Source organism: Streptomyces sp. P9-A4 (assembly GCF_036634195.1).
GTDB lineage: Bacteria > Actinomycetota > Actinomycetes > Streptomycetales > Streptomycetaceae > Streptomyces.
The window spans coordinates 2,674,592-2,699,901 of sequence record NZ_JAZIFY010000001.1; the positions used below are offsets into that span (position 1 = coordinate 2,674,592).

General features: G+C 71.4%; 24 protein-coding genes and 1 riboswitch. Of the genes, 10 read left to right on the forward strand and 14 right to left on the reverse strand.

The features are described 5' to 3' along the window. Positions 1–35 precede the first annotated feature (35 nt). Positions 36–152, reverse strand: a riboswitch (cobalamin riboswitch). 9 nt (positions 153–161) lie between these two features. The 4 genes from V4Y03_RS12040 to clpS form a co-directional block, all read right to left on the reverse strand. Next, positions 162–590 (reverse strand): M67 family metallopeptidase, encoded by a 429-nt coding sequence (locus V4Y03_RS12040; RefSeq protein WP_317873756.1) that lies wholly within the window; start codon positions 588–590, stop codon positions 162–164. A gap of 76 nt (positions 591–666) precedes the next feature. Then, positions 667–2,103: an amino acid permease gene (locus V4Y03_RS12045; protein ID WP_317873757.1), complete on the reverse strand. Its 1,437-nt coding sequence runs from the start codon at positions 2,101–2,103 to the stop codon at positions 667–669. 321 nt (positions 2,104–2,424) lie between these two features. Further along, a complete protein-coding gene (locus V4Y03_RS12050; protein ID WP_317873758.1) occupies positions 2,425–3,009 on the reverse strand; it encodes a DUF2017 domain-containing protein in 585 nt (194 codons plus the stop codon). After that, a complete protein-coding gene (clpS, locus tag V4Y03_RS12055) occupies positions 3,009–3,314 on the reverse strand; it encodes an ATP-dependent Clp protease adapter ClpS (RefSeq protein WP_041129438.1) in 306 nt (101 codons plus the stop codon). Before clpS ends, V4Y03_RS12050 begins: the two co-directional genes overlap by 1 nt. 115 nt (positions 3,315–3,429) lie before the next feature. Here clpS and V4Y03_RS12060 point away from each other — a divergent pair, with 115 nt between their 5' ends. Together V4Y03_RS12060 and V4Y03_RS12065 are read left to right on the forward strand one after the other, a co-directional pair. After that, the gene (locus V4Y03_RS12060; RefSeq protein ID WP_443079777.1) at positions 3,430–4,809 is read left to right on the forward strand and encodes a nicotinate phosphoribosyltransferase; all 1,380 of its coding nucleotides are present in this window, start codon (positions 3,430–3,432) and stop codon (positions 4,807–4,809) included. Positions 4,810–4,952: 143 nt separating this feature from the next. Continuing rightward, on the forward strand, positions 4,953–5,552 hold the full coding sequence (locus V4Y03_RS12065; RefSeq protein WP_317873759.1) for a nicotinamidase: 600 nt from the start codon (positions 4,953–4,955) through the stop codon (positions 5,550–5,552). 42 nt (positions 5,553–5,594) lie between these two features. On the opposite strand, the gene V4Y03_RS12070 is transcribed toward V4Y03_RS12065, so the two are convergent. Then, entirely contained in the window at positions 5,595–5,906 is a 312-nt protein-coding gene (locus tag V4Y03_RS12070; protein ID WP_317873760.1) for a hypothetical protein, read from the reverse strand. Between the two features lie 132 nt (positions 5,907–6,038). Further along, complete coding sequence (locus V4Y03_RS12075; protein WP_332434914.1) at positions 6,039–8,477, reverse strand: immune inhibitor A domain-containing protein; 2,439 nt, start codon at positions 8,475–8,477, stop codon at positions 6,039–6,041. A 327-nt stretch (positions 8,478–8,804) separates the two neighbouring features. Here V4Y03_RS12075 and V4Y03_RS12080 point away from each other — a divergent pair, with 327 nt between their 5' ends. Beyond that, positions 8,805–9,083, forward strand: a complete 279-nt coding sequence (locus V4Y03_RS12080) for a hypothetical protein (RefSeq protein ID WP_332434915.1) — start codon at positions 8,805–8,807, stop codon at positions 9,081–9,083. 85 nt (positions 9,084–9,168) lie between these two features. Here the strand turns inward: V4Y03_RS12080 and V4Y03_RS12085 are convergent, their stop codons facing one another. Together V4Y03_RS12085 and V4Y03_RS12090 are read right to left on the reverse strand one after the other, a co-directional pair. Further along, positions 9,169–9,930: an RDD family protein gene (locus tag V4Y03_RS12085; RefSeq protein WP_332434916.1), complete on the reverse strand. Its 762-nt coding sequence runs from the start codon at positions 9,928–9,930 to the stop codon at positions 9,169–9,171. A gap of 101 nt (positions 9,931–10,031) precedes the next feature. Then, positions 10,032–11,570: an RDD family protein gene (locus V4Y03_RS12090; protein WP_332434917.1), complete on the reverse strand. Its 1,539-nt coding sequence runs from the start codon at positions 11,568–11,570 to the stop codon at positions 10,032–10,034. A 378-nt stretch (positions 11,571–11,948) separates the two neighbouring features. Here V4Y03_RS12090 and V4Y03_RS12095 point away from each other — a divergent pair, with 378 nt between their 5' ends. Continuing rightward, positions 11,949–12,440: an SsgA family sporulation/cell division regulator gene (locus tag V4Y03_RS12095; RefSeq protein WP_332434918.1), complete on the forward strand. Its 492-nt coding sequence runs from the start codon at positions 11,949–11,951 to the stop codon at positions 12,438–12,440. Between the two features lie 29 nt (positions 12,441–12,469). On the opposite strand, the gene V4Y03_RS12100 is transcribed toward V4Y03_RS12095, so the two are convergent. Further along, a complete protein-coding gene (locus V4Y03_RS12100) occupies positions 12,470–13,837 on the reverse strand; it encodes an FAD-binding oxidoreductase (protein WP_332434919.1) in 1,368 nt (455 codons plus the stop codon). 98 nt (positions 13,838–13,935) lie between these two features. Here V4Y03_RS12100 and V4Y03_RS12105 point away from each other — a divergent pair, with 98 nt between their 5' ends. Next, positions 13,936–15,411: a tetratricopeptide repeat protein gene (locus V4Y03_RS12105; RefSeq protein ID WP_332434920.1), complete on the forward strand. Its 1,476-nt coding sequence runs from the start codon at positions 13,936–13,938 to the stop codon at positions 15,409–15,411. 75 nt (positions 15,412–15,486) lie between these two features. On the opposite strand, the gene hppD is transcribed toward V4Y03_RS12105, so the two are convergent. Further along, positions 15,487–16,632, reverse strand: a complete 1,146-nt coding sequence (hppD, locus tag V4Y03_RS12110) for a 4-hydroxyphenylpyruvate dioxygenase (RefSeq protein WP_317878027.1) — start codon at positions 16,630–16,632, stop codon at positions 15,487–15,489. 121 nt (positions 16,633–16,753) lie between these two features. On the opposite strand from hppD, the gene V4Y03_RS12115 reads away from it, so the two are divergent. The 4 genes from V4Y03_RS12115 to V4Y03_RS12130 all read left to right on the forward strand — a co-directional run bounded on the left by V4Y03_RS12115 (position 16,754) and on the right by V4Y03_RS12130 (position 19,567). After that, positions 16,754–17,230 (forward strand): Lrp/AsnC family transcriptional regulator, encoded by a 477-nt coding sequence (locus V4Y03_RS12115; RefSeq protein ID WP_317878028.1) that lies wholly within the window; start codon positions 16,754–16,756, stop codon positions 17,228–17,230. A 132-nt stretch (positions 17,231–17,362) separates the two neighbouring features. Further along, positions 17,363–17,944: an ArsR/SmtB family transcription factor gene (locus V4Y03_RS12120; RefSeq protein ID WP_332434921.1), complete on the forward strand. Its 582-nt coding sequence runs from the start codon at positions 17,363–17,365 to the stop codon at positions 17,942–17,944. 19 nt (positions 17,945–17,963) lie between these two features. Next, on the forward strand, positions 17,964–18,152 hold the full coding sequence (locus tag V4Y03_RS12125; RefSeq protein WP_317878030.1) for a hypothetical protein: 189 nt from the start codon (positions 17,964–17,966) through the stop codon (positions 18,150–18,152). Positions 18,153–18,181: 29 nt separating this feature from the next. Beyond that, positions 18,182–19,567 carry an MFS transporter gene (locus tag V4Y03_RS12130; RefSeq protein ID WP_332434922.1) on the forward strand — a complete coding sequence of 462 codons (1,386 nt, stop codon included), beginning with the start codon at positions 18,182–18,184 and terminating at the stop codon, positions 19,565–19,567. On the opposite strand, the gene V4Y03_RS12135 is transcribed toward V4Y03_RS12130, so the two are convergent. Next, positions 19,500–20,303: a S16 family serine protease gene (locus tag V4Y03_RS12135; protein WP_332434923.1), complete on the reverse strand. Its 804-nt coding sequence runs from the start codon at positions 20,301–20,303 to the stop codon at positions 19,500–19,502. The two genes, V4Y03_RS12130 and V4Y03_RS12135, sit on opposite strands and share 68 nt — an antisense overlap. A 107-nt stretch (positions 20,304–20,410) precedes the next feature. Between V4Y03_RS12135 and V4Y03_RS12140 the strand changes: the two genes are divergently transcribed. Beyond that, positions 20,411–20,692, forward strand: a complete 282-nt coding sequence (locus tag V4Y03_RS12140; protein ID WP_332434924.1) for a hypothetical protein — start codon at positions 20,411–20,413, stop codon at positions 20,690–20,692. Between the two features lie 32 nt (positions 20,693–20,724). On the opposite strand, the gene V4Y03_RS12145 is transcribed toward V4Y03_RS12140, so the two are convergent. The 3 genes from V4Y03_RS12145 to V4Y03_RS12155 all read right to left on the reverse strand — a co-directional run bounded on the left by V4Y03_RS12145 (position 20,725) and on the right by V4Y03_RS12155 (position 25,279). Further along, positions 20,725–21,366 carry an IclR family transcriptional regulator gene (locus V4Y03_RS12145; protein WP_015033894.1) on the reverse strand — a complete coding sequence of 214 codons (642 nt, stop codon included), beginning with the start codon at positions 21,364–21,366 and terminating at the stop codon, positions 20,725–20,727. 473 nt (positions 21,367–21,839) lie between these two features. Next, positions 21,840–23,630 (reverse strand): DEAD/DEAH box helicase, encoded by a 1,791-nt coding sequence (locus V4Y03_RS12150; protein WP_332434925.1) that lies wholly within the window; start codon positions 23,628–23,630, stop codon positions 21,840–21,842. A 140-nt stretch (positions 23,631–23,770) separates the two neighbouring features. Beyond that, entirely contained in the window at positions 23,771–25,279 is a 1,509-nt protein-coding gene (locus V4Y03_RS12155; RefSeq protein ID WP_332434926.1) for an MFS transporter, read from the reverse strand. Positions 25,280–25,310: the final 31 nt, after the last annotated feature.

Here is a 25,310-nt window from a genome sequence, read left to right on the forward strand (position 1 = left end):
CGTGCCTCCTCCGGGGATTTCCACGTCCCCGATCGGTGCTGAGAAGGCGGCAGGCCAGTTCCTGGCTTCCGCCTCCCGGAGGAGGCGGTCACAGTGGCGGGACCGTGCCGGATTCGCACCGGCTTCCTGGGCCCTGCCGCCCGTTGGTCCCGGTCAGTCTCTCAGGCGTCGTACTCCTCGACGACCTTCACGTCCTCCTCGGTCACGACGCCTTCGACGATGCTGAAGGAGCGGAACTGGAAGGGGCCGGCGCCGTCGGCGTCGGCGGTGGAGACGAGGACGTAGTGGGCCTGCGGCTCGTTCGCGTAGGAGATGTCCGTACGGGACGGGTAGGCCTCGGTCGCGGTGTGCGAGTGGTAGACGATGACGGGCTCCTCGTCCCGGTCGTCCATGTCGCGGTAGAGCTTGAGCAGGTCCGCGGAGTCGAACTCGTAGAACGTGGGCGAGCGGGCGGCGTTCAGCATCGGGATGAACCGCTCGGGGCGGCCGCTGCCGACCGGGCCGGCGACCACGCCGCAGGCCTCGTCGGGGTGGTCCGCGCGGGAGTGTTCCACGATCTGGTCGTACAGGGCCCGGGTGATGGTCAGCATGCCGACAGGATAAGCAGACGGGCCGTTCCGTACCGACAACTGGTACAGAACGGCCCGGATGCTGAGACCTTGCAGGTCAGGAGCGCTTGGCGAAAGCCGCGCCCTCGGGGTCGCGGGCCTTGAGGACCAGATAGGCGACGGCGAGGAGCAGGCCCCACACCGGCGCGCCGTAGAGCGCCACGCGGTTGTCCTTGTCCATGCCCATCGTCACCAGGACCATGCCGATGAACGAGAGCGAGAAGACGCTGAACCAGATGCCGCCGGGCGCCTTGAAGGAGGAGTGGGGCAACTCGCCCCGGTCGGCCTTGAGGCGGTAGCGGATCTGGCAGATCAGGATGACGATCCAGGCCCACATGCCGGAGATGGTGGCGAAGGAGACGACGTAGTCGAACGCCTCGCCGGGCCACTGGTAGTTGATCCAGACGCCGACCGTCATCAGCGCGGCGGAGACCGTGGTGCCGACCAGCGGGGTACCGCTCCTCGTCAGCCTGGTGAAGGCCTTCGGGCCCTGGCCGTTGAGCGCGAGGTCGCGCAGCATGCGGCCGGTGGAGTACATGCCGGAGTTGCAGGAGGAGAGCGCGGCGGTCAGCACCACGAAGTTGACGATCGCGGCGCCGACGCCGAGGCCCATCTTCTCGAAGGCGGCGACGAACGGGGAGACGCCCGGCTGGAACTCGGTCCAGGGCACCACCGACAGGATCATGATCAGTGCGCCGACGTAGAAGACGGCGATGCGCCACGGCACGGTGTTGATCGCCTTCGGCAGGACCGTCTTCGGGTCCTTGGACTCGCCCGCGGTGACGCCGACCAGCTCGACGGCGAGGAAGGCGAACATGACCATCTGGAGGGTCATCAGGGTCGAGCCGATGCCGTCCTTGCCGGCGAAGAAGCCGCCGAGGTCCCACAGGTGGGTCACGGAAGCGGTGTCGCCGGCGTCGGAGAAGCCCAGGGTGAGGATGCCGGCGCAGATCAGGATCATGCCGACGATCGCGGTGACCTTGACCATGGAGAACCAGAACTCCAGCTCACCGAAGAGCTTCACGGAGATCAGGTTGGCGCCGTAGAGGATCACGGTGAAGACCAGGGCGGAGAGCCACTGGGGGATGTCCCACCAGTACGTCATGTAGGTGGCCGCGGCGGTGACCTCGGTGATGCCGGTGACGACCCAGAAGAGCCAGTACGTCCAGCCGGTCACGAAGCCCGCGAAGGGGCCGATGAACTCGCGTGCGTACTCCGAGAAGGAGCCCGAGACCGGGCGGTACATGAGGAGTTCGCCGAGCGCCCGCATGATGAAGAAGATGACCAGGCCCGCGATCGCGTACGCGAGGATCAGGCTCGGTCCCGCGATGGAGATGCCCTTGCCGGCGCCGAGGAAGAGACCGGTGCCGATGGCGCCGCCGATCGCGATCATCTGGATCTGACGGGCGCCGAGTGCCCGGTGGTAGCCCTCGCCCGGTGCGGAGTCCGCGGCCTCGTCGCCGTCGTGCTGCTTGTCGACCTGCACAGAGGTCATGGTGGTGCGCCTTTCTCCATGCCGATCCGCGCGACTGCGAGTGCGTCCGCCGCGGACCAGTTCCTGATCCCCCCGGATATGGATGGAGTGCCACCGGCGGTCAGCCGGCCAAAGCGCCCTCGGGAACAGGGGTGGCGTCCCCGAGCGGTCGTGAAGATTTATCACGGGGTGGGGCGTGATCGACTGAGTTGCGTGTGGCGCACGTCACGAAAAGCGACGGAAAAAAGGGGTGCAAGACGACAAAGCGGACGCTCTGATAACGCATTCGTTATCCGGATTTGAGCGTCCGCTGAGCGAACACATCACCTGTCGCGGGTGGCGCTACGGCAGCAGCGTCGCGACGAGCGACTCCTGGAGCGCCCCCAGCCAGAGGTACGCCATCACCATCGGCTTGCGGGGGTCGGAGTCCGGCAGCCGGTAGAGCCGCTCACTCTCCTCGTCGTCCGTGACGTCAAGACGGGTGCCTATGGTCAGCCGGAGGTCGTTGAGCGCGCCGAGCCAGGCCCGGGACTCGTCCGGGGTCAGCTTGAGGACCGCGCCGCCCTCGCCCGCCGCGTCGGTGGAGAGGGAGTCCATGGCGCGCACCACGAGGAGGGCGTCCTCGCGCTTGCGGGCCCGCAGGTCGTTCTCGGTGTAGCGGCGGAAGTCGGAGGCGGCGGCCCGCAGCTCCTCACTGTCGTCCCCGTACGCGTCGGGGAAGAGGCGCTTGAGCGCCGGGTCGGACGGCGGCTCGCTCGGCCCCTCGGCGAAGAGCGCGGCCAGCGGGTCGGCGTCCGGCGCGGGCTCCTCGCCGGGCCCGATCAGCTCCATGAGCTGGACGGCGAGGGAGCGGAGGATGGAGATCTCGACGTCGTCGAGGACCACGGCCGCACCGCCGCCGGGCAGCGTCTCGAAGTGCCCGGCCATCAGAAGCGGTCCTGGGAGAGAGTGGCCCACAGGCCGTAGCCGTGCATCGCCTGCACGTCGCGCTCCATCTCCTCGCGGGTGCCGCTGGACACCACCGCGCGGCCCTTGTTGTGCACGTCGAGCATCAGCTTGTGCGCCTTGTCCTTGGAGTATCCGAAGTACGACTGGAAGACGTACTCCACGTAGCTCATCAGGTTGACCGGATCGTTGTGCACGAGGGTCACCCAGGGCACATCCGGTTCGACGACCGCAGAGACCTCCTCGGCCGATTCCGTACGTTCGATCTCAATAGGCGCGACGCTCACTCACCCCATGTTGTCACCCCTGGGCCCCCGTCGCACAAACGGGGCGCGCCCACGGCGGAACGCGTACGGCAATAGAAATCGTCACTCTGACGATTTCTGCGCTAGCATCGCTGCCATGAACGCTGCGGACCTTGGGCTGCCGGATGAGGAAGCGCGCGAAGCGCATCGACCGAAGGGCGGTGGCGGGCGACGGGTGGGCGTGCCGTCGACCGCGCTCTTCACCGATCAGTACGAGCTGACCATGCTCCAGGCGGCCCTCAGGGCCGGCACCGCCGACCGGCAGTCCGTCTTCGAGGTCTTCACCCGACGGCTGCCCGAGGGCAGGCGCTACGGCGTCCTCGCGGGTGTCGGCCGGGTCCTGGACGCCGTCGAGAACTTCCGTTTCGACCCCGCCGTCCTCGACTTCCTGCGCGAGCGCGGCATCGTCGACGAGCCGACCCTGGAGTGGCTGGCGCGCTACCGCTTCTCCGGCGACATCTGGGGCTACCCCGAGGGCGAGGTGTACTTCCCCGGCTCGCCCGTGCTGCGCGTCGAGGGCTCCTTCGCGGAGTGCGTGCTCCTGGAGACGGTGATCCTCTCGATCCTCAACCACGACTCGGCCATCGCCGCCGCGGCCTCCCGCATGTCGGCGGCGGCCGGCGGGCGCCGGCTGATCGAGATGGGCGCCCGGCGCACCCACGAGCTGGCGGCCGTGGCCGCCTCCCGCGCCGCGTACGTCGGCGGCTTCGAGGCCACCTCGGACCTCGCGGCCGGCTTCCGGTACGGCATCCCGACCGTCGGCACCTCCGCCCACGCCTTCACGCTCCTCCACGACAGCGAGCGGGACGCCTTCCGCGCGCAGGTCGAGACCCTCGGACGCGGTACGACCCTGCTCGTCGACACCTACGACGTGGCCGAGGCCGTCCGGACCGCCGTGGAGGTCGCCGGGCCCGAGCTCGGGGCCGTCCGGATCGACTCCGGCGACCTGCTGCTCGTCGCGCACCGGGTACGGGCGCAGCTCGACGAGCTGGGCGCCACGGACACCCGGATCGTCGTCACCTCCGACCTCGACGAGTACGCCATCGCCTCGCTGGCGGCGGCCCCGGTCGACGCGTACGGGGTGGGGACGCAGCTGGTCACCGGCAGCGGCCACCCGACCTGCTCGATGGTCTACAAGCTGGTCGCGCGGGCCCCCTCGACCGACCCCCGGGCGCCGCTCACCGCGGTGGCCAAGAAGTCGCTGGGCGGCAAGGCCTCGGTCGGCGGGCGCAAGTGGGCGGCGCGCCGTCCCGACGCGGCCGGGATCGCCGAGGCGGAGGTGGTCGGCACCGGGCCGGTGCCGCCGGAGCTCGCCGACCACCAGCTGCTCGTCGAGCTGGTCAAGGGCGGTGACGTGGTGGCCAGGGAGCCCCTCGACGCGGCCAGGGCCCGGCACATCACGGCCCGCGCCGGGCTGCCGATGTCGGCCATCCAGCTCTCGCGGGGTGAGCCGGTCCTGCCGACGGAGTACGTGTAGGACCGACCGGCAAATGGGGGCCCCGCGACGCCGCCCCCCATTTGCCGGTCGGTCCAAGACGCGGGCCGACGCCCCCTCCCGATGGGAGGGGACAGAGCCTAGGCTCGAACCCGCCCCTCCCCGACGCGCTAAGGACACCCGCCATGCACCGCGCATTGATCGTTGTGGACGTTCAGAACGACTTCTGCGAGGGCGGCAGCCTCGCGGTGACCGGGGGCGCGGACGTCGCCGCCGCCATCACCGACCTGGTCGGCCAGACGGCGGGCACCTCCTACCGGCACGTGGTCGCCACCCGTGACCACCACGTCGACCCGGGCGCGCACTTCGCCCCGGCCGGCCAGGAGCCGGACTACGTCACCTCCTGGCCGGTGCACTGCGTGGCCGGGACGGAGGGGGTCGGCTTCCACCCGAACTTCGCGCCGGCGGTCGCCAGCGGGGCGATCGACGCCGTCTTCGACAAGGGCGCCTACGACGCCGCGTACAGCGGTTTCGAGGGGCGCGACGAGAACGGGCGGACGCTCGCGGAGTGGCTGCGGGAGCACGAGGTCACCGAGGTCGACGTCGTGGGCATCGCGACCGACCACTGTGTGCGGGCGACGGCCCTGGACGCGGCCCGGGAGGGTTTCCGGACCCATGTGCTGCTCGATCTGACGGCGGGCGTCGCGAAGGAGACGACGGGCCGGGCCCTGGAGGAGCTGCGGACGGCGGGCGTGGAACTGACCGGGAAGCCCGCGGTGGCGTGAAGCCCGCGGTGGCTCGGGGCCTGCCTGCGGCTCGCGCCGGGCTCACACCGCGGGTTCCCTGGGGAGGGACCGTACGGGGTGCCAGAGCTCCTGCGCGGCGCCCGGGGTGGATCTCCACAGCAGCCCGTCCGGGTGGTGCAGGACGGCCGTGACCTCGTCGGGCGTGGGCGGCTCGCTGTTGCCCCGGAGGTAGACCGCCCGCAGCCCGAGGTTGCGCAGCCGGGTCAGGGCGCGGGCGCGGTTCGCGGCATGGACGAGGAAGCGGACGGTGGCCCCGTCGCGGGCCGGGCTCGGCAGCCCTATGGCGACGACGACACTGCCTCCCGGCAGTTTGCAGAACCCTCCGTTGGGCATGCGGAACCACTCCCCCGTGGATCGACTGTCAATAAGAACTGCTTCGAGAACTGTCAGACGCACCTAAACACGATCGGCCGCCGCCCGCTAGGGGGCGACGGCCGATCATGGTTTGAACTGCAGTTTTACCGATTACTTGGTGGACGGGCCCACGCGGACCGTGATCGTCTCGCCGTTCTTCGGCTCCTTGACGACCTGGATCTTGGTGTTGGTGTCAGTTACCTGGACACCGGCACGCGCCGTCTCGGGGTACCAGTAGGTGCCCTTGCGGTCGTCGAAGACCGGGTTGCCCGGCTGCGACGCGATCCACGTCGGGACGTCCTGGTTGTGGAGCAGCAGGCCGTCCGTGCGGTAGGTGCCGAAGGTGGAGTCGTACGCCTGGACGCGGTTACGCATCAGGGCGCCGTTGGACCACTTCAGCGGGGTCGGGTGGGCGTCGACCGGAAGGATGAGGCCGCTGCCCGGGTGGGTGGCGGTGTTGTTGTCCTTCTGGGAGAGGTCCCACTTCCAGACGAGCAGACCGTTCTGGTACGGGTAGTGCTCGACCCAGCCGGTCTTGTCACCCGCGAACCCGAAGTTGTACGGGCCCGTCTTGAGGGTGGAGTCGTACGAGACGTACTGGCGGTTCTCCGCGATGTAGTACTGCTCGTACTCCTTGGTGAAGCCCTTGCCGATCCGCGAGAAGCCCTTCGCGGCCCAGCCGTTGTCGCCGTTCTCAGCGTTGTCGGAGAACAGGGCGGCATCGTCGGCGGTCAGCGTGAAGGCGTCGGCCGTGAAGCCCTTGCCGCCGGCGCCGCCGTCCGTCTGGTAGCGGAGACGGAGGTCGAACTTCTTGCCCGCGTAGGCGTCGAGGCCGTAGACGAGCTTCTTCTGCGCAGCCGAGACACCGGTCAGCGCCGGGGCGCCGCTCGCGTCACGCGGGAGGGCCACGCCGTCGGCGGTGCCGTCCAGGGCCGTCCAGCTCGCGCCGCCGTCGGTCGACACCTCGGTGTAGAGGTAGTCGTAGTCGGCCTCGATGTCGTACCAGCCCTGGAGCTCCAGGGAGGCGGACGTCTTGCCCGTCAGGTCGACGGAACGGGTGAGGGTGTTCTTGAGGTCGTCACCCATCCCGCTCCACCACTGCGTCGCACCCTCGGCGGGCGCGACGACCTCGGTGGTGACCGGCTTCTTCGGCAGCTCGACGAGGAGCGCCTGCGGGTTCTTGGTGTTGTACTCCGAGACACCCAGCTTGTGCGTGGAGTTCCAGGCACGGGCCTCGTTGGCGACCTTGGTGTAGTTCAGCCAGCCGAGCTGCAGCTTGTCCCAGGCGTTCATGTCGCCGGGCAGGTCGCCGATGGCGTCCTTGCCGCGGCCGAGCCAGGAACCGGAGGACATGAGCGTCCAGAAGCCCGTCGAGTTCTCGGCGCCCTTGAGGCCCGAGGTGTCGTACAGGTCCGGGAGGCCGAGGTCGTGGCCGTACTCGTGCGCGAAGACGCCGAGGCCGCCGTTCTCCGGCTGCATCGTGTAGTCGCCGACCCAGATGCCGGAGTCACCGATCTGCGTGCCGCCGGCCTTGTTGTTGGCCGGGCCGGTCTTGCCCGCGTTGGTGCCGTAGGCGTACCAGCGGTGGGCCCACAGGGCGTTGGTGCCCTCGGCGCCGCCGCCGGCCGACTCGTCCTCGCCCGCGTGGACGATCTGGAAGTGGTCGATGTAGCCGTCGGGCTCGTTGAAGTTGCCGTCACCGTCGAAGTCGTAACGGTCCCACTGGTCGTACTGCGCCAGGTCGGCCTTGATCTGGGCGTCGGTGCGGCCCTTGGCCTTCTGGTCCGCGGTCCACGCCGTGACACCGTCGCGGACGGCGTCCCAGACGTTGGCGCAGTTGCTGTTGCCGCAGTAGTTCGAGCCGTAACGGGCCTCGTTGTACTCGACCTTGACCCAGTCGGAGACGCCGCCGTCGACCGAGTAACGGCCGGACGAGGTCTTCTCGTAGTAGGTCTTCAGCGACTGCTTGGGCTGTCCCTTGGCGTCCTTGCCGGTGCCGAAGTACAGGTCCTGGAAGTGCTGCTGGTTGTAGTCGGCCTGCCATTCCGTGGAGTTGTCGTTCGCACGGTCGGGCTTGGCTATCTGGTTGTGCAGCGGGCCGGGCGTGCCGCCGAACTTCGGCTTCAGCTCGTCCGTGTCGTCGTCGGCGCGGTTGACGAGGGTGGTGTTGTCCACCTTGTCACCGAACTCGACGAGGATCGTGAAGATCTTGTCGGTCTTCTCCCGGCCCAGCTCGACGTACTTCTTGCTGTCGAGCTTGACGACCTGGGAGCCGTTACGGCGCTCCACCTTGGACTCGCCGCTCAGCACCTGCTCCAGGGCAGCCTGTCGCTGCTGCGCCTGCTGCTTGCTGTACGGACCGTCGAGGTCGTGGTCGACCGCCGTCTTGTCGACCTCGGCGCCCGGCGCCGGATCGTGACGCACATCGGCCGCGTTCACGCTGCCGTGATTGTCGGCCCAGGCGGTGGTGAAGGTCGAGGCGGTGGCGGCGGTAGCCGCGAGCGCCACAACCACTGCGGACGCTCTGATCGCCCGTCGTCTGTTGGTCACTTGAAGTTGTCCTCCCCGGCGCCCGCGCCCTGGGACCGAAGGTGGGGTGTCCGTCCGGCGGGGTCGCGCGTCACAAGTGACGACATTCGACCGGAGTGAGACAAGAAAAGACAGATCTTGACTTGCACATACCAACTGCACTATGCGGGAGATGAATTCCGATTATCGGACGGTCGACGGGCACCTTAAGACAAAGATCACGTGGCCCGTGACTCCGTGCGCCCCCCGTGCACCCGCGCTCCGGGTGAGGTGACGCTTACTTCGGTTCCGCCCGGGCATCCACCCGTCATACAGTCGAACCGTTGTCCTGAGAAGGCGGTACGTGTCATGCAGCGTCCGAACGCCGCGCAGCTCGCCTACGGTTCGGCCACCGTCGTCCTCGCGACCGTCGCCCTGCTGTTGCTCTCCCGCACGACGACCACGCTGGGCATCACGGTGATCAGCCTCGCCGGACTGCTGCTCGGACTGCTCGTGGCGGTGACGATGCCGGTACGGACGACGGTCGTCAAGACCGCCGCGCGCGTGGCTCCGCCGACCGCGAACGAACCGGTCCGGGTACCGGCCGCGCGCATGGGCGCCGGGGCCGATACCCGGACCGGTTCGTGACGCTTCGTCTGTGACGCTTCGTCCGGGGTGCTTCGTCTGTGACGCTTCGCCGGGGTGCTTCGTCCGGGGCGTACTCACACGTCCCTCACTGCGGGACGGAGACCACCACCGTCTTCGCCGCCTTGTCGTGCAGACCCTGCTTGTAGGGCTTGTCGACCAGGATCAGGATCAGGATCAGCAGCGGCCACAGGCAGGCACAGCAGATCAGCGCCGGCAGCCACAGCACGACGGCACGCAGCAGCGACTGGCTCATCGGGGGCGTCGAGCCGTCGTTGAGCATCGCGACCCGCAGCTTCATCCACTTCTTGCCCAGGGTCTGGCCGTTCCTGGCCGTCATCACCGTGTCGTACGCGACGTACGCGACGATCGTGATCAGCTGGAAGACCAGCTGGCTCCCGCCGTTGAGGCTGCTGACCGTGTCACCGAAGTCGTTGCCCCTATCGGTCGCCCGCGAGTAGATGTGGAACGGGATGCCGATGACCGCCAGCGGGATCGCGATGAGCAGCCAGTCGATGAACCGGGCGAGGATACGCTTGCCGGACGCGGCGAGCGGCGGCATCCCGGAGAGCGGATCCGACCCGCCGTAACCGGCGCCGTAGCCACCGCCGTACGGGGGCGGGGGCGGCATGCCGCCGCCGTCGTACGGGGAACCGCCGGAGGATCCGTACGGGGAGCCACCCGCCGGGCCGTACGGGTTGCCCGGCGGCGGACCTCCCGGCGGGGGCCCCTCCGGCGGCGGCCCGGACGGCGGAGGCTGGCCGGCGGAGGGCGGCGGGGGCTCCTGCGGCTTCTTGAGGAACGGGTCCTCCTCGGGCGGCTGGCCGGGCGGCGGCTCGTCGGTGCTCATGGGGGCAGTGCATCCCGGGCACGACGCCCCCGCAAGGAATCACCCCCCGTTCGGGGGACGCCCGCCCGCGCGGAGCCACGCGCGGGCGTGTCGCCGCCCCGTCAGCGCGCCACGAAGGTACGGGCCGCCTTGTCGTGCCAGCACTGGCGCCACGGGCGGTCGAAGAGGCACCACAGGACGTTGAGGACACCGACGACCAGGAGGTTGAGGACGCCGTAGACCAGCCAGCGGCGCAGCGACGCGCCGAACGCCGGCGGCTGGTGCGCCTCGATGTCCCGCACCTCGATCCCGCACAGCTTCTTGCCCAGGGTCCGCCCCCACCGGGCGGTGGGCAGCACCTCGTACAGGACGCCGAGGAGGACCAGCGCGGCCAGCGCGATGCCGAACTGCACCGAGGTGGTCGAATCCACCAGCCAGACCTGGACGGTGACGCCGGACTGCTTGGCCTCCTCGATCTTGCCGTCGATGTGGTCGAGGGCCGCCGTCACGAAGGGGTACGCGGCGGCGCCGGAGAGCGCGCCGAGGACGACCGTGTCGATCACTCGGGCGAGCAGCCGCCTGCCGAGCCCGGCGGGGCGCGCGGAGGACTGCTCGCGGGCCGCCCGCACGAACACGTCGTCGACGGGCGGCTTCCAGGGCGCGACCGGCTGCTGCTGTTCCTGCGGCGGTTGCTGGGCCCAGGAGGGGGTGGCGGGGGCCGCCTGGACGTGCGGCGCGGGGGCTGCCTGGGCCTGCGGTACGGGGGCGGGCGCGGGCGCCTGCCGTACAGGGGTGGGCGCCGGGGCGGCGGCGGCCGGCGCGGGCTCGGGGGCCGGGCGGGGCTGCGGTTCGGGCCGGGGCCGCTGCGGTGCCGGGGCGGGCCCGGGGATCGGCGTGACGGGCATGCCGCCGAGTCGCGCGGCTCCCGCGGCGGTTCGCGGGTCCGCGGCCCGCGCGGGCGCCGCCTCGGCGGGCTCCCCGCCACCGGCGACCGGCCAGTCCGCCGGGGTGCGCGGGTCGGGCGCGGGGCTCACGGGGGTCTGGGGGCTCACGGGGGTCACGGGGCCCTGGGGCGCGCCCCAGGAGACCTTCTGGTCACGGTCGCCGCCGAACCCGGTCTGCCGGGAGGTGTCGGCCTGCCAGGCGGAGGCGGGCTCGGGGGCGACGCGCTCCGGGGCGACCGGCTCCTCGTCGAAGAAGACGGGGCCGGTCTCCTCGACGGCGGGTACGGGGGCGGGGGCGGCGGGTGCGGGCGCCGGAGTCGGAGCCGGGGTGGGAGCAAGGGCCGGGCTCTGCGCGGGGACCTCGGCGCGCGCCGGTGCCTCGGTCCATGCCTGAACCGGTGCCTGAACCGGTACCTGATCCGGTGTCTGCGCCTGGGCAGGTACGTGTGCGGGGGCCTGGACCTGGGTCGGGGCCGTGGTGGAGGACTGCGCCGGCGCCACGACCGGCGCGGGCGCCGGGCCCGAGGCCAGGATCGGGCCGGCCGGGGCCGCCGAGGCCGGCGGACGGGACGGAACGGCACCGTCCGTGGGCGCGGGCCGGCTCGTACCGGGAACCCAGGCGCCCCCGTTCCAGTACCGGATGTATCCGGGAATCGACGGGTCCGGGTAGTACCCCGCCTGCGGAACCTCTCCGCCGCCTCCGGGTGGAGTAGCCACTGCCCCGACTCCGTTCAGTCACAACGCCCTTGAACCGCGCGGCCGCGTGCCGGGCGTGCCGCGCCCAAGGAGGACAGTAACGAAGAACGTCCCCGAGGGAACAAAGAGCCCGCGAGAAAGGACGCCTTCGGGGGGACACGTACCGGAATCGGTCACTCCCCGCGATGTTCGGGCCGGTACATCAGGCGCTCGTACCGTCCGCGTGACCGATCCGCGCCCGTCCCGCGCCCCGCCCACGCCCGGCTGTCGACCTACCCATGTGACCCCCGGAAAAAACTTCTCGAAAAAACTTCCCGAAGTCGCGTAATGAGTCGCGGGTACCCCGCTCTCTCCATGTGAAGGCCCGTCCGGGGCCCGTCCACGCGAGGGAGCACGGCCATGCAGAACACCGACAACACCACCGTCGAACGCGAGCTGGAACTGAAGCTGGTCCTCTCCCCCGAGCAGGCCATCCCGGTCCCCGCCCGGCTCGCCTACCGCACCGACGACCCGTACGCCGTGCGCATCACCTTCCACATCGGCACGGAGCACCCGGTCAACTGGACCTTCGCGCGCGAACTGCTCGTCGAGGGCGTGTTCCGGGCCTGCGGGCACGGTGACGTCCGCATCTGGCCGACGAAGGTCGACGGCCGCAGCGTCATCCTGATGGCGCTCTCCTCCCCCGACGGCGACGCCCTGCTGGAAGCCCCGTCGGCGCAGGTGTCCGCCTGGCTGGAGCGGACCCTGCGCGCGGTGCCGCCGGGCACCGAGTCCGAGCGCCTCGGCATCGACGACGGGCTCGCCGAACTCCTGGCGACCACCGTGATCGCCGACGACCTGTGGCTGCGCGACCCGTGGCCGTCGGACGAGTCGCAGGACGGCGAGCTGTGACCCCCGCACGCGTACGCGTGGAGGCGGATTCAGAAGAGCTTTCCGGGGTTGAGCAGCCCCAGCGGGTCGAAGGTCGCCTTGATCCCGCGCTGGAGTTCCAGACCGACCGGCCCGAGCTCCCGTGCCAGCCACTCCTTCTTGAGGACGCCGACGCCGTGTTCGCCGGTGATCGTGCCGCCGAGCGCGAGCCCGAGCGCCATGATCTCGTCGAAGGACTCCCGCGCGCGCCGCGACTCGTCCTCGTCGGTGTGGTCGAAGCAGACGACGGGATGGGTGTTGCCGTCACCGGCGTGCGCGCAGACGCCGATGGTCAGGCCGTACTTCTCCGCGACGGCCGCCGTGCCGTCCAGCATCTCGGCGAGCCGCGTCCGCGGCACGCACACGTCGTCGATCATCGTCGCGGACTTGATCGTCTCCAGGGCGGTGAGGGAGAGCCGGCGTGCCTGGAGGAGCAGTTCGGACTCGGCGGCGTCGGCGGCCGGGACGACCTCGGTGGCGCCCGCCGCCGTGCACAGCTCCCCGACGGCGGCCAGGTCGGCGGCCGGGTCCGGGGTGTCGAAGGCGCACAGGAGCAGGGCCTCGGTGGTGTCCGGCAGACCCATGCGCGCCAGCTTGTTGACCGCCTGGACGGTGGTGCGGTCCATGAGTTCGAGCAGCGACGGGGTGTGGCCGCGCTCCATGATCGCGCAGACGGCCTCGCAGGCGGCGGCCGCGGAGGGGAACTCGGCGGCGAGCGCGAGCTGCACCGGGGGCTGCGGCCGGAGCGCGAGCACCGCGCCGACGACGACACCGAGGCTGCCTTCGGAACCGACGAACAGCCGGGTCAGGTCATAGCCGGCCACGCCCTTGGCGGTGCGGCGCCCGGTGCGCAGGAGGCGACCGTCGGCGAGGACGACGTCGAGGCCGAGGACGTACTCGGCGGTCACCCCGTACTTCACGCAGCACAGGCCGCCCGAGGCGGTGCCGATGTTCCCGCCGATGGTGCACGTCTCCCAGCTGGACGGGTCCGGCGGGTAGTACAGGCCGTGTTCGGCGACGGCCCGTGACAGCACGGCGTTGATCACGCCCGGTTCGACGACGGCGATCCGGTCGACCGGGTTGATCTCCAGGATGCGGTCCATCTTGACCAGGGAGAGCACGATGCAGCCCTCGGAGGCGTTCGCGCCGCCGGACAGGCCGGTACGGGCCCCCTGAGGCACGACGGGGACGCGGAGTTCGGTCGCGGTGCGCATGACGTGCTGGACCTGTTCGACCGTGCGCGGGAGCACGACGACGGCGGGGGTGCCCGCCGCGCAGAAGCTCGCCATGTCGCGGGAGTAGGAGTCCGTCACGTCCGGATCGGTGAGCAGCGCCTCGGCGGGAAGCCCGGCGCTCAGCCGCGTCAGAAGATCGTCCATGCCTCCAGCGTGGCACCCGGGGCCATCGGTGTGAACCCGCCGGAGCAGGCGCATCGTGTGCTCTTCGTACAGGTGCGGACGGGCGCACAGTGAGCGCCATGAAGACCCAGAACGTGTCGAGGACGGTCCTGGCGGCCGGAGTGGGCGCGGTGCTCGCGGCGACGGCCCTGCTGTACGTCCCCGAGCTCGTCGGCCAGGGTCCGCCGCCCCCGCCCGGACCGGCGGAGCGGGCGGAGATCGCGGCCCACGCGGGCGCGCAGGCGGCGCTCCCGGACCTGGCCGCGCTGATCACCGACCGTGAGGGGTGGCTGCGCGCCCACCCGGACGACGACGCCTCCTGGGCGGCGCTCGGGACGGCGTACACGGAGCGGGGCACCCGCCTCGGGGACGTACGGGACTATCCGCGGGCCGAGCGGGCGCTGCGCAGGTCCCTCGCGGAACGGCCGGCGGCGAGCGGGAACCTGGACGCGCAGCTGGGGCTCGGGGCGCTCGCGGGGGCGCGCGGCGACTGGCGGGCGGCGAAGCAGTGGGGCGAGCGGGTGCGTAAGGCGGATCCGAAGCGCTGGCCGGTGTACCCGGTGCTGATCGACGCGTACAACGGCCTCGGGGAGTACGGGGCGGCCCGGAAGGCCATGGAGGGTCTGGAAGGGCTCCACGCGGGCGCGTTGACGCGTTCCCGGGCCGCGCAGTCCTTCCGGGACCGGGGCTGGCGCGAGGACGCCGACGCGGCGGCGCTGGACGCGGCGGCGCTCGCGGAGACGGACGCGGAGAAGGCGGCTTCGCTGGCCCGGCTCGGGGACCTGGCGTGGGAGCGGGGCGAGCCGGAGGAGGCGCTGTCGCAGTTCGGGGCGGCGCTGCGGCTCGTACGGGACCACGGGCCCTCGCTGGCCGGGCGGGCGCGGGCGCTGGCGGGGCTCGGCCGTACGGACGAGGCGCTGCGGGACTGGCGGGCGGCGCTGGACCGGCTGCCGCTGCCGGAGTACGTCCTTGAGGCGGGCGAGCTGCATGAGGCGGTCGGCCTGGACGGGGACGCGCGGGCGCTGTACGAGCGGCTGCGGACGGGCACGTGGGCGCGCGGGGAGGTGGCCCTCGCGCTGCTCGACGCGGACCACGGCGACCCGGCGGCGGCGGTGCGGCGGATGCGGGCGGAGTGGGCGCGCGGGCACCGTTCGGTGGCGGTGGCGGACGCGCTGGGCTGGGCGCTGCACCGGTCGGGTGAGTCCAAGGAGGCGCTGGAGTACGCGAAGCGGGCCACGGACGAGGGGCTGCGGAGTGCGCTGTTCGCGTACCACCGGGGCGAGATCGAACGGACGCTGGAGCTGACCGGCCCGGCCCGCCGCCATCTGGCGGAGGCGCTGCGGATCAACCCGGCCTTCTCGCCGCTGCTGGCGCCGAGGGCGACGGAGGCGGTGGCGGCGCTCGGCGAGCCCTCGGACGAACTCCCGAAGGAACTGCGGCCGAGGGAGGCCCCGCAGGAGGAGCCTGCGAGACAGCGGGCGCGGCAGGAGAAGCCGGCGGCGAAGCCCGAAACGAAGCCGGCTCCGGAGCCGGCCGCGAAGCCCGCCGGGGGCTAGGGACGGGCGGTACGCGCGCGTGGGCCCGGGGCGACAGTGCCCCGGGCCCACGGCGTACACGTGCTTGACGGGCGACTAGAGGTTGCCGCGCTTCTCCTGCTCGCGCTCGATCGCCTCGAACAGGGCCTTGAAGTTGCCCTTGCCGAAGCCCATCGAGCCGTGGCGCTCGATCATCTCGAAGAAGACGGTCGGACGGTCCTGGACCGGCTTGGTGAAGATCTGCAGCAGGTAGCCGTCCTCGTCGCGGTCGACGAGGATCTTCAGCTCGCGCAGGGTCTCGACGGGCACCCGGGTCTCGCCGGCCCACTCGCCGAGGGTGTCGTAGTACGAGTCGGGGGTGTCGAGGAACCGCACGCCCGCCGCCCGCATCGCCCGCACCGAGGCGACGATGTCGTTGGTGGCGAGGGCGATGTGCTGGACGCCGGCGCCGCCGTAGAACTCCAGGTACTCGTCGATCTGCGACTTCTTCTTCGCGATCGCCGGCTCGTTGATCGGGAACTTCACCTTGAGGGTGCCGTCCGCGACGACCTTCGACATCAGGGCCGAGTACTCGGTCGCGATGTCGTCGCCCACGAACTCCTTCATGTTCGTGAAGCCCATGACCTTGTTGTAGAAGCCGACCCACTCGTTCATCTTGCCGAGCTCGACGTTGCCGACGCAGTGGTCGATGGCCTGGAAGGTGCGCTTGGCCGGCGGCTCGACGATCGGGTCGGCGGCCACGTAACCGGGGAGGTACGGGCCGTCGTAGCCGGAGCGCTCGACGAGGGTGTGGCGGGTCTTGCCGTAGGTGGCGATGGCCGCGAGGACGACGGTGCCGTTCTCGTCCTTGACCTCGTGGGGCTCGGTGAGGCCGGTGGCGCCGTGCTCGACGGCGTAGGCGTACGCGGCGCGCGCGTCCGGCACCTCGATCGCCAGGTCGACGACGCCGTCGCCGTGCTCGGCGACGTGGTCGGCGAGGAAGCGGCCATGGTCGGTGGAGACCTTGATGACGGAGGTGAACACGAAACGGGCGGAGCCGTTGGTGAGGACGTAACTGGCGGTCTCGCGGCTGCCGTTCTCCGGTCCGGAGTAGGCGACCAGCTTCATGCCGAAGGCCGTGGAGTAGTAGTGCGCGGCCTGCTTGGCGTTGCCGACGGCGAAGACGACCGCGTCCATTCCCTTGACCGGGAAGGGATCGGCCTCACGCGCGGTGGAAGGGGTGTGATCGATGGTCTCAGTCATGGGAGAAGCGTCCCGCCGCTTCGCAAGGTGCGCAATAGTTCGTTGATCTGCTGGTCAATGTGCACAGCAACCGGCGAGTATGGCCGTGCGACTTGTACATCCTGACCATGGGGAGGCCGCTGTGGCGATCGATCATCTGGACGGACGACTGCTCGGGCTCCTCGCGCGCGAGCCGCGCATCGGGGTCCTGGAGGCCTCCCGGCGTCTGGGCGTGGCCCGGGGCACGGTGCAGGCGCGGCTCGACCGGCTCCAGGCGAGCGGGGTGATCCGGGGCTTCGGACCGCAGGTGGACCCGGCGGCGCTCGGCTATCCGGTGACGGCCTTCGCGACCCTGGAGATCAAGCAGGGGCAGGGCGCGGACGTACGGGAACATCTGGCGACGGTGCCGGAGGTGCTGGAACTGCACACGACGACGGGCCACGGCGACATGCTCTGCCGGCTGGTCGCCCGCTCCAACGCGGACCTCCAGCGGGTGATCGACAAGGTGGTCGCCTTCGAGGGGATCGTGCGGGCGTCGACGGCGATCGTGATGGAGAACCCGGTGCCGCTGCGGATCATCCCGCTGGTGGAACAGGCGGCGAGCGGGAAGCCGCTGTAGCGCGGCGGCGCGCCGCTCGAAGGCGCGTCACACGGGAGGCACCGCGAGGCGGCGAGCGCAAAGGAGTGAATGCAAAGGATGAGTTGCAAAAAAGGGGTTGCAACTCATCCTTTGCAACTCTACGGTTGAGTCATGTCCGAGCCCGAGGAATACCTGAGCCGCAGCCTCGACCCGCGCTCCCTGCGCGGGCTCGCCCACCCGCTGCGCATCCAGCTGCTGCGCGCCCTGCGCCGCCACGGACCCGCCACCGCCTCCCAGCTCGCGGACCGGCTCGGTGAATCCAGCGGCGCCACCAGCTACCACCTGCGCCAGCTCGCCGCCCACGGCTTCGTCGAGGACGACCCGACGCGCGGCAAGGGGCGGGAGCGGTGGTGGAAGGCGGCCCAGCAGGGCACGACGTTCGACGAAGCGCTGTACACGAACCCGGACCCCGAGGTCCAGGGGGCCGTCGAGGTCTACGTGCACGAGATCGCGTCCATACACTCCCAGGAGATGTCGACCTGGCTCGGCACCCGCGACACCTGGGACGAGGCCTGGTACGGCGCCTCGAACATGAGCGACTTCACGCTCACCCTGCCGCCCGAGCGGCTGCGCGAGCTCAACCTGAAGATCCACGCGCTGATCAACGACTACCGCGACACCGCCGACCCGGACGCTCCCGGCGCCGAGCGCGTCCGGATGCACCTGCACGCGTTCCCGCAGCACGAGAACTGACGGAAGGAACCACGCGACCATGCATGCCGACATCCACCTCCAGCTGCACCACCTGAGCGCCGCCGAACTCCACCGCACCGCCGACCGCACCGTCGAGGTCCCCACCGTGACCTCGCCGCCCCTCCGCGTCCAGCTCGGCTGGAAGCTCGTCGAGCTGGGGCTTCACATGGTCACGCCCGCCGGGCGACCGGCCACTCTGGCCGCGTGACCGGGGCGGGGGGACCGGGGGGACACGACGTGACGACGAAGCGGAACGACCGGGCACCGCTGGCCACTGTACTGGCCGCCAACGCCATCTCCATCAGCGGCAATTCACTCACTCTCATCGCCGTCCCCTGGTTCGCCCTGGAGACCACCGGCAGCCCCGGCAAGGCCGGCCTCGTCGCCTTCTGCGCCGCCCTGCCGGTCATACTCTCCGCGATCGTCGGCGGCCCCGTCATCGACCGGATCGGCCGCCGCCGGGTCTCCATCGCCTCCGACCTCGTCTGCGCCCTCGCGCTCGCCGCCATCCCGCTGCTCAACCACGCGGGCGTGCTCCGGTTCTGGATGCTGTGCGCGCTGATGGCCGTCACCGGCCTCTTCCACGCCCCCGGCGAGACCGCGCGCAACGTCCTCACGCCCGACCTGGCCGAGCGGGCCGGCACCCCGCTCTCCCGCGCCACCAGCTTCTACGACGCCGTCTCGCGCGGCGCCAGGATGACCGGCGCCGCCCTCGCCGGCCTGCTCGTGGCCTTCCTCGGCGCCGACACCGTGCTGTACATCGACGCCGCGACCTTCGCCGTCTCCGCGCTCCTCGTCCTCATAGGCCTGCGCGGGGTCCCCTCCGCCGAACCGGCGCGCGGAGCACCGCCGTTGTCGCTGGCCGTATACCGGGCCGACCTGCGCGAGGGCTACTCGTTCATGCTGCGCACCCGGCTGCTCCTCGGCGTCAACCTCATGGTGATGATCACCAACGGCCTGGCGCAGAGCTGGAGTTCGGTCCTGCTGCCGGTGCACGCCCGGGAGGAGCTCGGCGGTTCGGCGGCGCTCGGCCTGCTCGTCGCCGTGTTCGGCGGCTGCGCCCTCGCAGGCGCCCTGCTGTACGCGGCGGTCGGTCATCGCTTCCCCCGCCGTCCGGTCCTCGCGGTCGGCTTCCTCCTCTGCGGCGCCCCCGTGTACGTGACGGCGGCCGTCACCGACACCACCCCGCCGCTGCTGGTGGTGATGGCGCTCGGCGGTCTCGGCGCCGGGGTGCTCAACCCGATCCTCGGCGCCGTCTTCTACGAGATAGTCCCCGAGGGGCTGCGCAGCCGGGTCGGCAGCGCCAGTACGGCCAGTGTGCTGCTCACGACCCCGCTCGGCGGGCTCGCGGCCGGTTATCTGGTGGAGCGGGTGGGGATCACCACGACGCTGCTCAGCCTCGCCGGGGTGTACTTCCTGGCCACGCTCTGCCCGCTGGTCTTCCCCTCCTGGCGGGCGATGGACGCACCGCACGCCGCGCCGGCCGTCGGCAAGGCCGAGGTCGAGGTCGCGGTCGAGAGCGAAGGCGAGGGCAAGGGGGACGGCGAAGGCGGCGTCAGCAGGACGGAACCTTCGACTCCTGTCCCTGTTCCAGGTTCCGGAGGGACGACACCGCGTCGCTGAGCGCGGTGACGGGGACGAGCCGCAGCCCCTTGGGCAGTTCTGCCTGCGCGTCCGAGCACTCGGCCTTCGGTACGAGGAAGACGGTGGCCCCGTCGCGGGCGGCGGCCTGCGTCTTGAGGGAGACGCCGCCGACGGCGCCGACCGTGCCGTCCGGTTCGATCGTGCCCGTACCGGCGACGGTCCGGCCGCCGGTGAGGTCACCGCCGTTCCCGTCGCCGTCGAGCTTGTCGACGATGCCGAGGGAGAAGAGCAGTCCGGCACTGGGCCCGCCGATGTCCGCGAGGTGCAGGGTCACCTTCACCTTCTCGGGGTCCTTCTTGAGGTACCCGAGGGCGGCGAGGGTGGCCGCGTCCTGCGACTCCTGCATCTGCCCGAGGTTGTGCTTCTCGATCTCGGCGTCGGACTTCCCCGAAGGGTAGACGGAGTCGTGCGGCAGGACGGCCCGGTCGGTACGGAACCAGGCGTCGGTCACGTCCGCCAGGTCCACCTCGGTGGACGGCCCGGTCGCGAGGATGGTCGTCATCCGCAGCTGCCCCTTGGTGGGGCGGACCGGGGCGCCGGTGATGGTGATGACCTCCCGCCCCTGGTCCTCGCCGAGCACATCGGCGGTGGTGCCGGGCTGCGCGATGGCGTACGGCAGCGGCGCGAGCGCGACGACGGCGAGGAGCGCGGCGACGGGCAGGGCGCACACCGCGAGCGCGCGGGGACGGGAGAGGCGGGAGAGACCGGAGAGCACGCCCCCAATCTACTGGGACACGCGCCGGTGCCGGGGCGGGGGCGTGCGCGAAGGTTCAGGCTCGGCCCGAAAGGCTTGCGGAACGACGGCGGAGGGGGACGGACGGGGTGCTGGGCATCCACTTCACGGCGGAGGACCTCACCCGGGTGCGGATCGCGCCCCGGCCGTCACCCCTCCCGGAGCTGCACGCGGCCCTGATGATGCTCGGCGCCCCGCACGAGGGGCTGCTCTTCGGGGGCTGGCGGAGCAGGCTGCTGCGCGCGCTGCCGGGCGCCGCCGAGCCCCACGCGGCGGCGCTCCGCGCGGCGGGCCTGATCACGACCACCCGCACGGGGAGATCGGTCCACCACGCACGCACGGCCCTGGGCACGCTGCCGGCGGCGCCGTAGCCGTGGCGACGGCCGCAGCCGCGCCCCACGGCCTACCGCAGCGCGTCCGCGACCTCTCGGGCCGCGTCCACCACCCTCGGGCCGACCCGCTCCGGTACCGCGTCCGCGAGCATCACGACGCCGACGCTGCCCTCCACACCCGTCACGCCGACCAGTGGTGCGGCCGCGCCGCTGGCACCGGCCTCCAGTTCGCCGTGGGTGAGGGTGAAGCCGGGTTCGATCAGGCCGCCCTGGCGGGCGGCGAGGATGGCCCGGCCGGCCGCGCCCCGGTCGAGCGGGTGGCGGAATCCGGCCCGGTAGGCGACGTGGTAGTCGGTCCAGGTCGGTTCGACGACCGCGACCGCGAGCGCCTCCGCCCCGTCGACCAGCGTCAGATGGGCCGTCGCCCCGATGTCCTCGGCGAGCGAGCGGAGCGCGGGCAGCGCGGCCTCCCGCACCAGGGGGTGGACCTGGCGGCCGAGCCGCAGCACTCCGAGGCCGACGCGGGCGCGCCCGCCGAGGTCGCGGCGGACGAGGGCGTGCTGTTCGAGGGTGGCCAGCAGACGGTAGACCACGGTCCGGTTGACACCGAGTTTGTTGGACAACTCGGTGACGGTCAGGCCGTGGTCGGTGTCGGCGAGCAGTTTGAGGACTCTGAGTCCCCGGTCGAGCGTCTGGGAGGTCTCCGCGGTCACGACGCCCTCTCCTTCGGAGTGAGTGGCGGCGGGCTCTCACGGGATTGCGTCGCCGGTCCCGTCGGCGACGCACGTCAGAGGCCGCCGGCAGGAAGGGGTACACCGGCTGCGCTCCGCGGCGGCGCTGCCACGGGGCGATTGCTTTTGAGCCGGGACAGTAGCGACCCGCTCCGCTCAGCGGAAGACCTCGTCCAGAATCCGGGCGTCGGCGACCGGATAGAGAGGGTTCGGGACTTTCGTCGGTCGCACGCGGGACTTTGGCGGACAAGATCGGCTTTGTCGTGCACGTAGCGTGGGAGGCGCCCGGAGGCCGACCGTGGGGGCCGGTCTCCGATGCCGGTCCCGCAGGCCGGTCCCGCACATGCCGGTTCCGCCGCGGTGGGACGAGTGAGGCCCGTACGAACGCCGTCGTACGGGCCTCAGCCATGTGCTCCGCGGGGACGAGTCTCAGCCACATCCCCCGCCGGGGCGGGTCACCGCATCCGGGTGGCCCATTCCTGCACCTTCTTGATCCGCTCGCGGATCTGGCCGGCGGTGGCCTCCGCGCTCGGCGGACCGCCGCAGACCCGGCGCAGCTCGGTGTGGATCACACCGTGCGGCTTGCCGGTCTGGTGGACGTACGCCCCGACCATCGTGTTGAGCTGCTTGCGCAGTTCGAGCAGCTCCTTGTGGGAAACGACAGGGCGCCGCTCGGCGGGAAGTTCGAGCAGGTCCGCCTCGTCGTCCGGCTTCTTGCGGCTGTGCGCGATCTGCCGGGCCTGGCGCTTCTGCAGCAGCAGCTGGACCTGGTCGGGTTCGAGGAGGCCCGGGATGCCGAGGTAGTCCTGCTCCTCCTCGCTGCCGGGGTGGGCCTGCATGCCGAACTCGGCGCTGTTGTAGAGGACGCGGTCGAAGACGGCGTCGGACTCCAGCGCCTCGAAGGGCAGCATGTCCTGTTCGCCGGTGTCCTCGTCCTGCTGGCGCTCGGCCTCCGCGAGCTCCTTCTCGGACTCGGCGTACGGGTCCTCCTCGCCCTGCTTCTTGGGCTTGTCGAGGACGTGGTCGCGCTCGACCTCCATCTCGTTGGCGAAACCGAGGAGGCTGGGAACCGTCGGAAGGAACACGGAGGCGGTCTCGCCGCGCCTGCGTGAACGCACGAAGCGCCCGACGGCCTGCGCGAAGAACAGCGGGGTCGAGATCGTCGTCGCGTACACACCGACGGAGAGACGGGGTACGTCGACGCCCTCGGACACCATGCGGACGGCGACCATCCAACGGTCGTTGTTCTCGCTGAACTCGTCGATGCGGTTCGAGGCGCCGGTGTCGTCGGAGAGGACGACGGTGGCCTTGGTGCCGGTGATCTCGCGGATCAGCTTGGCGTAGGAGCGGGCCGAGTCCTGGTCGGAGGCGATGACCAGGCCGCCCGCGTCGGGGATCGATTTTCGGACCTCGGTGAGCCGCTGGTCGGCGGCGCGCAGCACGTTCGGCATCCAGTCGCCCTTGGCGTCCAGCGCGGTGCGCCAGGCCTGCGAGACGGCGTCCTTCGTCATCGGCTCGCCCAGCCGGGCGGCGATCTCGTCGCCGGCCTTGGTGCGCCAGCGCATGTTGCCGCTGTAGGAGAGGAAGATGACGGGCCGGACGACGCCGTCGCCGAGGGCGTTGCCGTAGCCGTACGTGTAGTCCGCCGACGACCGCCGGATGCCGTCGTTCCCCTCCTCGTACGTGACGAAGGGGATCGGGTTGGTGTCGGAGCGGAAGGGGGTGCCGGTGAGGGCGAGCCGCCGGGTGGCGGGCTCGAAGGCCTCCAGGCAGGCCTCGCCCCAGGACTTGGAGTCTCCGGCGTGGTGGATCTCGTCGAGGATGACGAGGGTCTTGCGCTGTTCGCAGCGGTTGCGGTGGAGCATGGGCCGGACTCCGACGCCGGCGTAGGTGATGGCGACCCCGTCGTACTCCTTGCTGAGCGGCCCGGCACTGTAGTCCGGGTCCAGCTTGATCCCTATGCGCGCGGCGGCGGCGGCCCACTGCTTCTTGAGGTGCTCGGTGGGCGCGACGACGGTGATCTGCTGCACCACGTGGTGGTGCAGCAGCCAGGACGCCAGGGTCAGCGCGAAGGTCGTCTTGCCGGCGCCGGGGGTGGCGACGGCGAGGAAGTCACGGGGCTGCTCCTGGAGGTACCGCTCCATCGCGCCCTGCTGCCAGGCACGCAGCTTGCCGGCGGTACCCCAGGGGGCCCGTCCGGGGAAGGCGGGAGAGAGGTGATGGGAGGAGGTGGTGGTAGTAGTCACGATCTCCGGGTTCGACGCTCGTCCAGATATGACAACCGGGCCACCTTACCGGTGGCCCGGCCGGAACCTCGTACGAACGGGGCGGGGTGTGGCCCGGTTGCGATTCAGCTCACGTCGGGGCCGGAGTGGTACTGAATTCGTCAGGCCCGAGCCTCGCTCCCGTGCAGCCGCGTAGCGACCCACGCTCCCGCCGCCGCCACCCCCGCCATCGGCAGGAAGACCGCCACGAAGGCCCCCGGGTGGGAGCCCGTGCCCGTCGCGGTCGTGACCGCGTGGCCGACCGCCCCGCCGCCCAGCGCCGCGAACGCCGCGCCGCCCGCCGCGAGCAGCAGCACGTTGGAGAGGCCGTCCGAGATCTGGAGGGCGGCCGAGTTCGCGCCGACCTCCTCCGGCGCGGACAGCTTCATCAGCAGCACGCTCGTGGAGGCGATCACCGCGCCCATGCCGAGGCAGCCGAGCGCCCAGGCCACCGCGAGCACCCACACCGGCACCGCCGTGATCAGCACGCTCGGTGCGGCGGCGATGGCGAGCGCGACCAGGACCATGCCGAGAACGACGATCCGTTCCCGGTACGGCTCCGTCCACGGCCGGGCCTGGATCCAGGAGCCCAGCGCCCAGGTGAGGCCGCCCATGGCGAGGGAGAGCCCGGCCAGGGTGGGGCTCAGGCCACGCTGGGTGACCAGCATCAGCGGCACGAAGGACTCGGCCGCGATGAACGCGCCGGCGGCGATGCCCCGCAGCAGCACGACGGACGGCAGGCCGCGGGCGGCCCGGCAGGTGCCCTGCGGGAGCAGCCCCCGGACGGCGGGCACGAGGAGGGCGACGCCGACGGCGGCCGGGACCAGCGCGAGCCAGCGCAGCTCCTGGCCCGCGTACTGGAGGAGGGCCGCGCCCGCCGAGATGCCGAACGCGAGCCGGATGCGGCGCCGGTCCCAGGGGGCGACGGGCACGGTCGGGTCGGCGGGTCCTGAGGCGGTGCGGCGGATCGCGGGGAGCGCGAGGGCCAGCGGGAAGACGACGAGGACGGGGATGCCGAGGAAGACCCAGCGCCAGCCGAGGTGCTCGGTGACGGTTCCGGAGGCGAGGGGGCCGACGACGGAGGGGACGACCCAGCTCGCGGCGAAGGCGGCCATGATCGCGGGCCTGAGGTGTTCGGCGTAGGCCCGGCCGACGATCACGTACAGGGCGACGATGACGAGCCCGCCACCGAGGCCCTGCACGGCCCGGCCGAGGATGAACAGCCACATGGTGCCCGCGGTCCCGGAGAGCAGCAGTCCGGCGGCGAAGGCGCTGATGCCGACGGTGAGGGGCGCGAGCGGCCCGCTCCGGTCGGACCACTGCCCGGCCAGGACCATGGCGAAGAGGCTGGTGGTGAAGTACGCGGAGAAGGCGAAGGCGTAGACGGACACGCCGTTCAGCTCGCGGGCGGCGACGGGCATGGCGGTGCCGACGGCGGTCGCCTCGAAGGCGATGAGCAGGACGACGGAGACGATGCCGATACTGAGCGCCCGGTGGGCGGAGTCGAGGACGGAGTCCTTGGCCCCGTCGCCGTCGGGCAGGGCGGCCCTGGGGCCGGGGCGGGGGGCGACGTCGGTGGTGACGGCCATGTCGGGGTCGGCCGCTGCGTCGCGGGGTTCGAGGGCGCTCATTCCCCCAGGGTAAGAGGTCAATGCCCCGGTG